15 protein-coding genes are annotated in these 13,489 nt (G+C 56.4%); 6 read left to right on the forward strand and 9 right to left on the reverse strand.

Annotation, left to right across the window (positions count from 1 at the left end):
• Positions 1 to 52 precede the first annotated feature (52 nt).
• From J7416_RS07775 to J7416_RS22830, 8 genes are all read right to left on the reverse strand, one after another.
• Positions 53 to 1,330 (reverse strand): aminotransferase class III-fold pyridoxal phosphate-dependent enzyme, encoded by a 1,278-nt coding sequence (locus tag J7416_RS07775; protein ID WP_209224155.1) that lies wholly within the window; start codon positions 1,328 to 1,330, stop codon positions 53 to 55.
• A gap of 418 nt (positions 1,331 to 1,748) precedes the next feature.
• Positions 1,749 to 2,135: a hypothetical protein gene (locus J7416_RS07780; RefSeq protein WP_209224156.1), complete on the reverse strand. Its 387-nt coding sequence runs from the start codon at positions 2,133 to 2,135 to the stop codon at positions 1,749 to 1,751.
• 96 nt (positions 2,136 to 2,231) lie between these two features.
• Positions 2,232 to 3,341: an enolase C-terminal domain-like protein gene (locus J7416_RS07785; RefSeq protein WP_209224157.1), complete on the reverse strand. Its 1,110-nt coding sequence runs from the start codon at positions 3,339 to 3,341 to the stop codon at positions 2,232 to 2,234.
• Positions 3,338 to 3,622: a cupin domain-containing protein gene (locus tag J7416_RS07790; protein WP_209224158.1), complete on the reverse strand. Its 285-nt coding sequence runs from the start codon at positions 3,620 to 3,622 to the stop codon at positions 3,338 to 3,340. The genes J7416_RS07785 and J7416_RS07790 overlap by 4 nt, the downstream gene beginning before the upstream one ends.
• The gene (locus J7416_RS07795; protein ID WP_209224159.1) at positions 3,619 to 4,725 is read right to left on the reverse strand and encodes an enolase C-terminal domain-like protein; all 1,107 of its coding nucleotides are present in this window, start codon (positions 4,723 to 4,725) and stop codon (positions 3,619 to 3,621) included. The genes J7416_RS07790 and J7416_RS07795 overlap by 4 nt, the downstream gene beginning before the upstream one ends.
• On the reverse strand, positions 4,722 to 5,300 hold the full coding sequence (locus tag J7416_RS07800; protein ID WP_209224160.1) for a dimethylsulfonioproprionate lyase family protein: 579 nt from the start codon (positions 5,298 to 5,300) through the stop codon (positions 4,722 to 4,724). Before J7416_RS07800 ends, J7416_RS07795 begins: the two co-directional genes overlap by 4 nt.
• Complete coding sequence (locus J7416_RS07805; protein ID WP_247744171.1) at positions 5,297 to 6,379, reverse strand: alcohol dehydrogenase family protein; 1,083 nt, start codon at positions 6,377 to 6,379, stop codon at positions 5,297 to 5,299. The genes J7416_RS07800 and J7416_RS07805 overlap by 4 nt, the downstream gene beginning before the upstream one ends.
• 97 nt (positions 6,380 to 6,476) lie before the next feature.
• Entirely contained in the window at positions 6,477 to 6,686 is a 210-nt protein-coding gene (locus tag J7416_RS22830) for a hypothetical protein (RefSeq protein WP_348540252.1), read from the reverse strand.
• Between the two features lie 68 nt (positions 6,687 to 6,754).
• Here J7416_RS22830 and J7416_RS07815 point away from each other — a divergent pair, with 68 nt between their 5' ends.
• On the forward strand, positions 6,755 to 7,654 hold the full coding sequence (locus J7416_RS07815; protein WP_209224161.1) for a MurR/RpiR family transcriptional regulator: 900 nt from the start codon (positions 6,755 to 6,757) through the stop codon (positions 7,652 to 7,654).
• A 152-nt stretch (positions 7,655 to 7,806) separates the two neighbouring features.
• On the opposite strand, the gene J7416_RS07820 is transcribed toward J7416_RS07815, so the two are convergent.
• The gene (locus J7416_RS07820) at positions 7,807 to 9,420 is read right to left on the reverse strand and encodes an adenylate/guanylate cyclase domain-containing protein (protein ID WP_209224162.1); all 1,614 of its coding nucleotides are present in this window, start codon (positions 9,418 to 9,420) and stop codon (positions 7,807 to 7,809) included.
• Between the two features lie 623 nt (positions 9,421 to 10,043).
• Here J7416_RS07820 and J7416_RS07825 point away from each other — a divergent pair.
• From J7416_RS07825 to J7416_RS22770, 5 genes are all read left to right on the forward strand, one after another.
• Complete coding sequence (locus J7416_RS07825) at positions 10,044 to 11,345, forward strand: site-specific integrase (protein WP_247744172.1); 1,302 nt, start codon at positions 10,044 to 10,046, stop codon at positions 11,343 to 11,345.
• 31 nt (positions 11,346 to 11,376) lie between these two features.
• A complete protein-coding gene (locus J7416_RS07830) occupies positions 11,377 to 12,168 on the forward strand; it encodes a hypothetical protein (RefSeq protein ID WP_209224163.1) in 792 nt (263 codons plus the stop codon).
• Between the two features lie 349 nt (positions 12,169 to 12,517).
• Positions 12,518 to 12,892 (forward strand): hypothetical protein, encoded by a 375-nt coding sequence (locus J7416_RS07840; protein WP_209224165.1) that lies wholly within the window; start codon positions 12,518 to 12,520, stop codon positions 12,890 to 12,892.
• Complete coding sequence (locus J7416_RS07845; protein ID WP_209224166.1) at positions 12,889 to 13,221, forward strand: hypothetical protein; 333 nt, start codon at positions 12,889 to 12,891, stop codon at positions 13,219 to 13,221. The genes J7416_RS07840 and J7416_RS07845 overlap by 4 nt, the downstream gene beginning before the upstream one ends.
• Positions 13,222 to 13,325: 104 nt before the next feature.
• Positions 13,326 to 13,460 (forward strand): hypothetical protein, encoded by a 135-nt coding sequence (locus J7416_RS22770; RefSeq protein ID WP_280636825.1) that lies wholly within the window; start codon positions 13,326 to 13,328, stop codon positions 13,458 to 13,460.
• Positions 13,461 to 13,489 lie beyond the last annotated feature (29 nt).

A 13,489-nucleotide genomic window follows, 5' to 3' on the forward strand; every position in this document is an offset into this window, starting at 1 on the left:
AGTTCCAATCAGTTAGGGCCGTTGTCTGAGATGACAGCGGCCCGCTTAGTCGTTAGACCTCACTAATCGCCTGAACCGCTTTTTCGACGGCCAGTCGCGTGTGCTCCAGATCGGCTGCCGTGACCGCCAACGAGGGGTAAACCTTGCCCGGCGCTTTGAAAACGCCATTTGCACGCAAGGTCGCGTTGTAGAGCGCGCCGCGCTGCGGATCGTCATGCTGCGCGCTGCGATAGTCGCGGCAGTCCACGTCGGTGAAGTAGACATCAAACAGAGTCTCATCGCCACAGATCCGATGCGGGATTCCCGCCTGTGTCAGCGCATCCACCTGCATTTTTTGCAACTCAGCCCCGATTTCGCGCAGGCGGTCATACATGCCCTCGCGCCCCAGAACCTCCATCGTCTTCAATCCCGCGACCGAGGCGACGGGATTGCCTGACAACGTCCCCAACTGCATCAGCCAACCTTCTTCGCCAACTTGCGCCTTGTCGAAATGCTTCATGATCTCGGTGCTTGCGCCCAGCGCGGCCAGAGGGAAGCCTCCGCCAATGATTTTGCCAAGCGTACAGATATCAGGTGTCACCCCATATCGTTCCTGCGCACCGCCAAACGCCAGGCGGAACCCAGTGACGATTTCATCAAAAATCAACAGGACATTGTGTTTGTTGCATAGATCACGCAATCCCTGCAGGTATCCGGGCAACGGCGGGACGATCCGTTGCAAGGGTTCGACCATGATGGCGGCGATGTCGTCATGCTCGTTCAGCAGGTTTTCCACTGCCTCCAGATCATTGTACGGCGCGACCAGCATCTGCTCGGCCACGCTGTCGGGGATACCGGCGCTGTCCGGTACGGCCTGTGGGAAGTTCACACGGCGACTTGGGGCAAGGCTCATCTGCGCCTCGGCGCTCATGCCGTGATACCCGCCCTCGAACTTCAAAATCTTGTCTCGGCCTGTATAGGCGCGCGCCAGGCGAATGGCGTACATATCCGCTTCGCCACCCGATGCGACAAAGCGGACTTGTTCGCAGCAGGGAACCGCATCCACAATGGCTTCGGCCAGCTCTATGCCATGCGCGTTGTTGGCAAAGAAAGTCATGCCTTTGGGCAATTGCTCCAACACGGCCTCCATCACCTCGGGGTGGCCATGGCCCAGCAGCATCGGACCTGAGCCAATCAGGTAATCCACATACTCATTGCCGTCCTCATCCCAAACGCGACTGCCATCGCCGCGCGCGATGATGACTCCGGGATCGAAATTGCCGAATCCGCCGGCGGGCAAAACCGCGTTTGCGCGATCGATCCATTCGGATTGGGTGTTGATTTTCAGCATCTCAAACGATCTCCAGTAGTGGTGAGACAAGAACATCCGGGTCTGGTCTAACACCTAAACCCGGACCGTCTGGTGGAGCAATCCGTCAATTTCCACGGTTTCGCACCTCTGGGCAGATGCACGGTGACACTCAGGATGACAGGTCACAGGCAATCATCAAGGACCCATGCAGAGGCGAAATGCCAAACCCAACGACGCGGCCACGACGAACCCCGCGTGTACTCGGCGCAGATCTCGCCCCCCCGAAGTGGACGGTCAAACCGGTATCCGCCTCGAGCCAAAAGGTAAGAAAGGTCACGGTCTCACAGGTCTTGCCGTCGAGCAGTTGATAGCTTTCATGACTGGTGCGATCGACGGATCAGAGCACTGTTTTGGTTGCCTTCATAGCCGTGCCCACCCATAGCGGGGGCCGACCCGCTTAGGTCCGCCGACGCAAATTCACCGGACCTCCTGTGAGCAGTTTCCACAGTGTATAGACCGCCCAAACCCAACCTGCCACGGCAACGATCAGCCAACCGACGACAAACAAGCTAGCGCCACCGTCAACCGCGGAAAAGGTCGAAACGGCCATAAGGATGCCTGCAGACCACGCGATCAGCCAGCCAGTGAGAAACACGGAATAAAACAGTCGCATCCCGGGCGACATGTCGCTTTTCTTGTTCTCGCTGTGATCTGCGTCAAGCTGGAGCGTCGGTGCCAGTTGATTGCCAAAGGTCGACTCTGTGTCTTTTGGTTTTCGCATCCGTCCGATGACCAAACCGGCGCACAGGGTGACAATCGCCACGATCACATGTGAAGCCCCCATGTCTCCTCTCCGGTTTTTTGTTATATAACAAATATATAAGGAGGCTTCAGCGAGACCTTAAGAATTCGGCATACAAATGTATGCCGAATGAAGACATCACGCCCTGTACTCCGCCACCGGATCGCCCAGTGCATCTTCGTCGGGGTGAACGCCAAGGCCGGGCGTTTCCGGCAGGTGCAGGTGACCGTCGATATTGCGCGGGCCGCGCCCGCCCGCGATATCAACTGTAATCATATCCTGACAGGCCCAGACTGCGTGGCAATTGTCATCCGGAATGGTGGCCGCCAGATGCAGAGCCTCGGTATCGGCCAGAACGGTGCCACCGGTCGCCATGACAAACATGTCGATCCCATGCGCCAAAGCAATATCGCGCATGCGCGCCGCCTTGGTCAGGCCACCGACGCGGTTTAGTTTGATCCCGAAAACCTCGGCCAGCCCGTCACGCGCGATGCGGGCCGCATCCTGCAAGGTTACAAGGCTTTCATCGACGGAAACGGGCGAAGAATGGCGGTTTGCGATGGCGGCAATGTCGTCCAATGTCTCGCCCGGCTGTTCGAACATCACGTTGAGGTCCTCACAGGCGCTCATGACCCGCAGGGCCTGTTGCCGGGTCCAGCCACGGTTAACATCATACAGGACGATCTCACCGGGACGCCTGATACTTTCCACATCGCGGACGCGGGCAATGTCGCGTTCGACGTCGCCGCCGATCTTGACCGAATGCGCGACGTAGCCACGGCTGCGATAACGCTCCATCACTTCGCGGGTTTCTTCCGCGGTTTTTGCTCCAACAGAAGACGCAATCGGGCGCGGCGTGCGCGACCCGCCACCCATGAGATCGGCAATCGGCAAACCCGCCGCTTTTCCCGCGATATCCCAGCAGGCCATGTCGATGGGGCTTTTGGCGTAAAGATGCCCGGGCAGCGCAATGTCCATGGCGCGTTCGACATCCAGTACACGGCGCGGGTCGAGGCCCAGAATGAACGGGGCCATCGTTTCGATCCCGGCCCGGATACCCGGCCCATGCGCCGGGACATATGTGTGACCCCATGGGGTTCCTTCGCCCCAGCCGGTCAGCTCGGCATCCGTCTCGACCTTAACGAGGGTCGCGTCGAGGGTCTCAAACTTGAGCCGTCCACCGGACAGCCAGTAGGGATGCTCTAAAGGCAGGTCGACATGATAGACCGAGATTCGGGTAATTTTCATTTCAGTTCCACTTCTACAAAGGACATCGGCGCGTCCCCGGCATTGATTACGTTGTGCTCGACGCCCTCGTCACGGCGATAGGCGGTTCCAGCAGGAACCGTCACTTCGTTGACAGAACCGTCGGGCAGTTCCAGCCGCGTGTGGCAATCGGTAACGGCTGTGATGACGTAATCCATTGCGTGACGATGCCATCCCGTTTCGGCATCCGGCGCAAAGTCAAATCGGGTCACCCGAACGCGGGCGTCATCGATTATCTGGGTTGCAACGGCTTGCGGTCTCATAGGCGGAACTCCTCAATCGGCGCACCGAGGCTTTCGAAATCGGGTGTAACGCCCAGTCCTGGTGCATCCGAGGCATAAAGCTTGCCATCCCGCGACATTGGCCCGCCGTTTCCGGTCGAACAGGTGTTGTAGTTCATAAGGTCGGTCGTGTTTTGCAGATAGTCTGGCGGTGTCGAGGCCGCGAAATGCGCAACAACCGACGAGGTAATCTCACCACCCCAAGTATCCTCACTGACAACGGGAATCCGGTTTTCGACCAGATAGTCCCGCACGCGCCGCGCCTTGCTTAGCCCCCCAAGGTTCGAGATTTTCAGGCAGCAGATCTCGGCTCCGCGATCCGCGACGATCCTTTGGGCCATGTGTATACCGGTGATGCATTCATCCAGTTTCATCGGCTGTTCGGCCACACGGCGAACCTGCTGGCATTCCTCATAGGTGCGGCAGGGTTGTTCCAGAATGAAATCCAGATCGCGGGTGGCCCGCGCAACCCGGATCGCGTTGTCGACGCGCCAGCCCTGATTGGCATCCGCCATCGCCTTTTCGCCGGGTTGCAACAAAGGCACCGTGGTGCGGATACGGTCGATATCCGTCGCCCAGTCACTGCCCACCTTGACCTGGAACTGGCGATAACCCTGTTCCCGGTAGACATTCATCTCGGCCACGGTTTCGTCCACTGCCTTCTGCGGTGCGACGCGATACATCGGGGCACCATCTGTCAGCTTGCCGCCCAGCAACATCCAGACGGGCTGATCGCACGCCTTGCCCAATATGTCCCAGCATGCAGCGTCGAACGGGGCTTTTGCGTATCCGTGGCCTTGGACCAAATGGTCCAACAACTGCTCGATGCGACCCACCTGCCGCGGGTCTTCGCCTAAAAGTTTCGGGGCCACCAATCGGGCGAGCGCAACCACACCCTCGGAATGCGCCACCATGTAGTTCTCGCCGCAGGGCGTGAACTCTCCGCATCCCTGAAGGCCGGCATCCGTGTCGATCACAACGACGGATGCGGTGGCCGTTTCAATCGCGTTTCCCGCACCCCAGACATAGGCACCGCCAACATAGGGCAAGCCCGTTTGATATACGCGAATCCGAGTGATCTTCATGCCGCATCCATCCGTGGCAGATCCGCCAACCCCTCGCCCCGCCAAAGAACAAAAGTCAGGATCGGTTGATCAGTTGTGGTCATGGCATGGCTTTGCCAGCTGTCGTGTTGGTGTGTCTCGTTCGAGCCGACAAACCGTTCTTCCCCTTCGGTGCGAAAGATCGCGCCCCCGGCCAGGGTCAGATACAACTCTTCGGCCTGATGGCTGTGCCAGTCATAGTTCAGTCCCTCACCCCAATAGGCGACGTAGCCACGCAATTGGGTCGAGTGGAAATGGCCGGTCGGGCCAAACAACTCGTAATACCCATAGCGGCTCAGGAAATCGGCACCGACTTCTTCTTCGGAATAGGTTTGCTTCCAGTGGGCCAAATGGGCGCTGGCCTGGATCGCATCCGCCAACGCCTGGGTCGCGGCGTCCGGTGAGAATTCGGTTTGCTGCACCAACGCCATCGCCGGAATCGCGTTCGCAGCCAAATCAGTTGGTTCCAGATCGTCAGGCCATGCGCCAAAGGCTGAAAGCGCGGGGTGTGACTGATGTAGGTGCCGGGCGGCCTGAAGGACGGCATCCAGCGTCATGGGATCACCACGATGTTGCCGGTGTGCTGTTTGGCGATAAAGGCGGCCTGAGCCTCGCGCAGGTCCTCCAAGGGATAGGTCGCGGCAAGCGCAGGCTTGATTTCGCCGGCCTCGATATACGTCACGAGGTTCCGCATGACCTGCGGGTCGATCACGGTCGAGCCGGTGAACGTCAGATCACGCAGGTAGAATGTACGAAGGTCGAACTCGACCATTGGCCCGGCAATCGCGCCCGAGCATGTATAGCGCCCGCCGCGTTCCATTATGTCGATCAGGTGCGGCCAGTAAGGGCCACCCACCACATCCGCAACGACCGTGACCTTTTCATCGCCCAGAGAAGCGCGCAGGTTTTCAGGCGCGCGGGGCAGGATCTTGTCCGGCCCCAGTTTGGCCACATCCGCGTGCTTCGCCTCGGACGCCATGGCAATCACCCGGGCACCGCGTCGATTGGCCAGTTGCACCAACGCGCCACCGACGCCGCCTGATGCGCCCGGAACCAGAACGGTGTCCTTGTCGGTCACATTGGCGCGGGTCAGCATGCCCTCGGCCGTGGAGTACGAGCACGAGAACGTCGCAAGTTCCGCATCCGAAAGCTCCGAAGTGATCGGAACGGCGTTCACCGCAAGCGTTGTTGAATACTCGGCAAATCCACCGTCCCGCTCGGACCCGAAATAACCGGTCTTGTCCATGTTGTCCGGATCGGCGGGATCGCGCAGCCAGCCATCGGTGATAACACGCTCACCAATCCGCGCAGGATCGACACCGTCGCCGACAGCAACGATTTCACCGCAGATATCGGCCCCTTGTATGCGTGGGAAGGTGATCGGCGCGCCGCCCCAGGTTGGATCGTCCTCGCCCACTTCCTCAAACGCACCTCCGGTCGTCGCGTCAGTGACCGTCTTGGAGTACCAGCCGGACCGCGTGTTAACGTCAGTGTTGTTCAGACCACAGGCTGCGACCTTGATCAGAACCTCACCGGCGGCGGGTTCAGGGCGCGGCCAATCTTGATGCAACACCATCTGCTCCAGACCTCCATGGCCCATCGTGACCATAGCTTTCATTGTGTCGGGTAAGCTCATTATGCAGTCTCCAGTTTGGCATCAGTTCGCGGCAGCAGGCTTTGGGGAACACAGGCTGGCTTACCCGGCACGCGGGCCGCGTGGGGCTTGCCTTGGATCACGACCTCCATCGCGGGTCCGGCTCGTTCTCAAGGTATGCACACACCCAGGGCAGGTCGGAATTCAAGGGCTTGTCATTGCCCAGATGATCCTTGTAGATGCGTGCAAAGCGCAACAAATCGGCTTCGGCCAGATTGACTTCGTTGGCCAACTCGCCCGCGCCCACAACAACCACGCGGGCATGGGACGACAGGTTCTTCTCGGGCATGGGTGTTCCTCTTACCGAGTCGCGTTTCTGCTCGACAGGCTAGTTCCACAAATGTACCATCGTCAATCATGAATGACACAAATGTATCAACAATCGTTTTGGACCGCCTGAGCCAGGAGTGGGATGCCCTCACCCCCGAGGCACAGAAGGCCGCGCGCTACGTTTTGGAGAACCCAACGGAAGTTGGGGTGTCGACCGTACGCGAGATTGCCGAGGCGGCCAAGGTCAAACCCAACACGTTCGTTCGGATGGCACGTCAGGTCGGTTTCGACGGATATGAGGATTTCCGCGCCCCGTTTCGGGATGCTATTCGGCAAGGAGGGGTTTCGTTTCCCGACCGTGCCCGTTGGCTGCAGGACATTGGCAAGTCGGGCGAACTGGGCGGGCTGTATGCGGATATGGTCGGCGCCGCGATCAGAAACATAGAAGACACCTTTGCGGGGATTGACGCCGTAAGCCTGAAAGCCGCAGCCGAAGATATCTGGAATTGCCGCCAGATTTTCACGCTGGGTGTGGGCGTCAACAACTCGAACGCGCGCAATTTTACCTATCTCGCCTCGACAGGGATGAAACAGTTCCACGCCATCCCCCGGCCCGGCTCGACCCCGGTGGACGATCTGGCATGGGCCGACGAACAGGACGTGCTGATCGCCATCACCTGCCATCCTTATCGCACCGAAGTGATCGAAGCGATCAAACTGGCACGCCAACAGGGGCTGACGGTCATTGGGATCTCGGACAGTCGGGCCAGCCCGGTCATCCTGAATGCGCAGCACGGATTTGTCGTGGCTGCTGACACCCCGCAGTTTTTCCCATCCTCCGTCTCGACAATCGCTCTGTTGGAAACACTGCTGTCCTTCGTAATCGCAGTCTCCAGCGATGAGATAGTAGAGCGGGTGGAACGGTTTCATCTTCGCCGCCACCAACTTGGCCTCTACGCGGAGGAGCCCGATGGAACGCAACCCTAACGGCCTCATGGGACGCGCGCTGCTTCACTGACCTCGCGAGTTCCGGACAGGAAATGCGCGAACTTCTGACCCGGTCATTGCAGTGTGCAGGACATGTCGCGCCGGTGCGTGATCTGGAGTGACACAGCGGCAGACCGCGCTGAAACGAAACCTCACATCGGCAGCGCAGCCCGCGGTTTGATCAGGCTTGTCAGCTCATACGCTGCAACCTGACTGCCTATGCCCTTCAGGTCGAACGGTCCCGCCGGATCCATCTTGATCCGAACCTGCCGCGCCGTGGCGTTTGACACCAGCACCTGACCATCGCTGGCGATTTCACAGAGACGCGCCGCCAGATTTGGTGCGGGGCCGATGGCAGAATAGTCAAAGCGGCCCTCGAATCCGATCCGGCCCAGCGTTGCAGGGCCGGTGGCTATGCCGATGCCCAGCCCAAGACCATGACCGGCGCGGTACGGGGCCATGACCCTGCGAACATCCACCTGCATTTTCCGGGCCAGATCAACCGCCCGTTCCGCCGCATCATCCAACGGTACCGGCGCGCCGAACAGAACCATCAAACCATCGCCCAGAAACCGCTCGAGCGTACCTCCGCACGCCTCGACCAGCGGTCCGCAGGTACCGTGAAACGAATTGAGAGCAGCGATAACCTGATCCGGGCTGGCAGCGGCCGCAAAGGCTGTGAACCCGCGCAAATCAGCAAAAAGGACCGTGATCTCGGCCTTGCGGGTGCGCAGCACATCCGCCTCATCGGTGGCTCCGACAATCATCGCCGCGACCTGCGCCGGCAGGAACCGTTTCAGACGGTTGGTACGCTCAATCTCTTCGATCTGTTTGGCCACGCGCGACTCTAGCGCGGCGTTCCAATCGGCCAATTGCGCCTTTTGCACCTCGACCTGTCCATAAAGCGCGCCCAGTTTTTCGCTGGTCTGGTTCACGTGGCTGGCCAATTCGCCAAGTTCGTCTCGGTTGGGCACCGTAATCCGGCTGTCAAACCCGCCGCGGGATAGCTTGCTGAGCGCGGCATGGACACGTTCGATCGGCCAGAGCAAAGAAGACGAGATCGAATACCCCAGCAACAGCGCAATACCGATGGCGGCAACCGCCGCTGCCATGATGTTCAGGCGCGAGGTCAAATAGGCTTGGGAAGTGCGTTCCGCAAGATCGCGCACCTCTTGCTCAACGTCCTGCGCAACTGTGTAGGCCTCGCGCTGCATGGCTTGAAGCGGTCCGAATAACTGGTCCAGGCCATGGCGTGCCGCTGCCGCCAGATCCCCCGCCTGACTCAAGCGCCGCAGCTCTGAGATGGCAGGCAACAAATCCTGAAGGTCCGCCCGCAGGTTTGCGATGGCCTTTTCATCGGGCATGCCCGGCTGCCCAAAGCGGCGAAAACCCAGCGCCAGATTCCGTTCTAACCCCGCAGTGACGTGCTGGATCGAACGTGTGGAGGCAGAAGACACTCCGTTCTGGCCAGACCCGCCTTGCAGGTTTTGCGGAACAAACAGAGCCAGAATATAGGCGTTCAGGTTGGAAATCGTTGTGTAGGTATCGTTGAAAAAGGCAATCCGCTCCTGATCGCGCATCATCGCCTCGGTCCGCAGATTGGCCTGATGCAGAGCGAAGAGACCAAAGAGAACTAGAACGACAAGTAGCCCGGTAATCCCAAGAAAAGCGGCAAGCAGCTTGGCCCGAACCGACAAAGCGATCCTTGCGACACTGAGTGCAACAAATCGAAGCCCGAATTGGCCAATGTTGCTGTCTTTTGTCATGTGTGACCCCCGCCGAAATACGCGGCAGAATTGGTGTCAGTTTATACAATTAAGCCTAAATTATCCAGAAATACGGGGCTAATGTCTGCACAAATTTCGATATGACGGAGTGTTTCACCGTTATTTCGCACCAATTACTGTCCGAAACACGCCCAAGGTGTCGGCCCCTGCAATTTGCGCGTGAACTCTGATGAGTGCCACACTCATTGGTTTCAGGCGGAAAGACACACGACTCAGATTCGAATGCTACACGCACACATGACCGAGATTCAGAGGCTTGTCCTAAGGCAGGTTTGCCGCCCCAGCCAATCGCTGGTCCGGCACACCTGCCATATGCCGCATGAGGCAAAAGCAACGTCAGTCACTCAAAGCGTCGCAGGTCACTTTAGCCGAATGTCACCCTTGCAAGCGGTTGAGTGGTACCCGGCGCGATCGAACACTGATGGTGGGTGGCGGAGACGAAGTCCGCCATTCGAGTGATGCGGCTAGATGCATAGCGCTGGCTGGATGCCCCCTTAGCTATTGTTTCCATTATATTAAATAACTGTTTTTGATGCATAGTGATGTTGATAGATGTTTACAAATAAAGCATTTTAGGCGGGTAAGTAGGCGGGAGGCGTAACTTGCCACGAGTTGCAAAAGAAATGACGGCTATAGAGGTAAAGAGGCTCGGTCACCCTTCCGGGCAGGGAACAAACAAGACGTTTGCCGTGGGCGGCGTTTCCGGACTTCTTATTCAAGTTACACCGAATGATGCAAAAACTTGGTTGCTCAGAACTACTGTGGGTACGAAGCGCAGAGAGTTTGGTCTTGGTGGGTATCCGGAAGTTGGCCTTGCTTCGGCAAAAGAGCGGGCGCGGGAATTAAAAGAGAAGATCAGAAAAGGCGTTGATCCATCCGAAGAGCGAAAAGCAAGGAAATCTGAATTGTTAGCTGCTCAGCGCCGTGGCCTTACCTTTGAAGAAGCGGTCGACGGATGTCTTGCCGCAAAACTTGATCAGTACAAGAACCTGAAACACCGCCAACAATGGCGAAACACGTTGTACAAATATGCAGTGCCCGAACTTGGAAAGATGTTGGTTCAAGACATTTCTGTTCAGGACGTACTGCGCGTCCTCCAACCGATCTGGATGGAAAAGACCGAGACAGCTAATCGTCTAAGGGGACGGATCGAAGCGGTTCTCACATGGGCAACAGTTTCCGGTCACAGATCGGGCGACAATCCGGCAACTTGGTCGGGAAATCTCAAAGAACTACTGCCCGCGCCAAGCAGAATAGCAAAGGAAAAACACCAACCAGCCTTGCAGATTGAAGATGTAGAGCGGTGGCTACGCGGCGTGCGGTCAATGGATGGTATCGGGCGATACGCCCTAGAATTCACACTCCTTACCGCAACAAGGTCACAAGAAGTGCGCGGCGCTCGTTGGAACGAGATTAATCTGCGGAAGGGAGTTTGGACAATCCCGGCGGAGCGTATGAAAAAGGAACGTGAGCATCGCATACCTCTTTCCGACAGTGCTTTGGAACTATTACGGAACGTCCCAAAGTTCGAAGGCGTTGAATTGGTATTTCCCGCACCCAAAGGAGGCGAAATCTCTGATATGACGCTCAGCGCCGCCATGAAGCGACTGCACAATACTGATCTTAATGAAACAGGTATTGGCTTTTACGACAGGGTATTGCACCGTCCCGCCGTACCACATGGACTTCGCAGTACTTTCAGAGATTGGGTCGCTGAACGCACGGGGTTTCCGGGCGAAATGGCAGAAATTGCGCTGGCTCACAAAGTTTCCAATACAGTCGAAGCGGCTTATCGCCGGGGTGACATGATCGAGAAAAGACGCACAATGATGCAGGCGTGGGCCGATTTCGCTAATGGGCTAAAAAAAGACGAAAACGTCGTTGAACTAAGAACCACTTTCTAGTTGCAAATCGCTGCACCAAAACAGGCTCATTGTGACAAACGCATTCAAAGTATACGCTCTGAAAGAAATCCAATCCGAATTGAAGAACGCTATTTTCGATCTGGCTCCTATGGGTAGTGGGTTTGCGAAACAACGCGACCTCTCTGACTATGGCCTCACACCTGCGGAAAGCGCTCAAGTTAGTGCAAACAACTTTAGATTTTTGAGGCGTGGAATACTTCTCTACTGCATGTACGATTTTGTTTGGCCTAATGGTTTTCCAGGGAAATTATGCAGTGAAATTTCTAGCGCCATGGGCGATCGGAATATTCACTTAGACAGAATACAAAATTCACTACGTCCGAGAACAACTCTTAATCCTCAGCCTGTAGCCATCGGAAACCGAATTGATGCGCTAACCTATTATCACGCTGGCAAGAATGCGGAGGCACTTTACCCGCCTTTGGTTGAAGATTGGAAATATGGAGAAGAAGGGGAAACACGCTACATTTGCTGCAGGAGCCCGAAAACCCCAAAAGCACTGGCTAGGACGCTAAAGTCTGAACTGGAGTTTGTGATGGATGTGAACGGTCTCGCCAAACCAATTCTCCCAAGAAAGAACCACACCGGTCCATTCAAAAGAAAAGCAAATCAAATGGCTAGATTGTTTGTAAACGAGAAGGGCTCCGATGCATTGCCCGTCAGCCATAGTTGGATACAGCAACGATTATATCGCGACAGACTAATTCTTAAGACCAAAGAGGATGAGTACAACACAAGCGTCAGATCATATCGCGCTGCTGTCAACGACATTCTGATGTCACAAACGTATCTGAAACTCTGACCGCTCAGTTGCAACGAGTTGCAATTTTTCTAAATTATTCAATCAATTGATACAGGCAAGCATACCTGCTGTAGTTGATGCATCGAAACGCTGAACCACGCGAAGGGATGCAAACATGATTAACAATTCCTCCGATCACGTAGAAGGTTCATCGCCTTTCCTAGGCGAGAAATATCTACGTGATGTACATGTTGCGGACCGCTACGGCTGGCACCGCATGACAACGTGGCGCAGGGTAAAAACCGACCACACTTTCCCCAAGCCTAAGCGGTTCGGCCCTCGCTGTTCGCGTTGGGCATTGTCCGAGCTACTCGCTTGGGAAAACAGCAAATAAACAAGGAAGTATGTGATGAGCAATCCAAGGATCCCCGTCTTTGACGGTATTCAAGACGTGGCTAGAAAGGCCAAGGAAACGCGAAGAAGAGTTGCAGCCTCAAAGCCTGTGTCAACAGGTTGGAGCCTATCTGAGAAGACGGAAGCGGCCGCTGAAATTGAACCTCGATGTGACGCGGAGCGTGCTCGATTGCAACGGGCTGCAATGGCGCTCGGGGCAGATCCACAACAGGTCCGAACACCCGAAGAATTGGCTCAGTCGATGCCCGATACTCCTCGCGAAGAACAGGAGCGCAGGTTAGGGATCAAGATGGATGAAAAAAAGAGAAACACATCCAACAATATCGCAAATGCATTTGGCCTTCGTCGAACAACAGGAGAAGGCAAATGACCTGTGAAACCGACTTAAATGACAATTTTGAAGATCAGAGAAACGACAGCGCATGCCAAAGCTTTGTCACTGAATGGTTGGAGAATTTTCCAATCTGGAAGACAGTGCATGAGTATGAACTGCAAGACCTGTTCATACTCTTTGGTCTGATAAACCGCGTCGCCATTGCGGCTGAGAAAACCACCAATCCGGAAGAGAAGCTCGAGCTCTCGAAGCTAATGTTGAAGCTCCTAAGCAACGTGAACGATTGGGCGCGCAAAAAGAACTTTCTGTATTCGGAAATTGTCCGATGTGCGGCTAAGCAGCGCGAGTTTGAGGCCGACCGGTGATTTTATCAATCAGCATCTATCTTGGCTTGGCCGCTTTGACGTTTCGGCTCATGCTTCTTGTTTCTCTCCAAGAACAAGCACTATGTGACCACGACGATGATGCAATGTGGAGATTGGCTGCCATTCACGGCAGCCGATCCTACGCCGCAAGACTGTTCATGATCTGGTGCGCAACGTATCCCGTGATCCTCGTCTGGGCCTACCTCAAAGCGCAGTTCGGCGAAGAAACCACCAATTAGGTGCAGTTCCGGGGTCGGAACGTCAACTT

This window comes from Ruegeria sp. R14_0, from assembly GCF_017743975.1.
GTDB lineage: Bacteria > Pseudomonadota > Alphaproteobacteria > Rhodobacterales > Rhodobacteraceae > Ruegeria.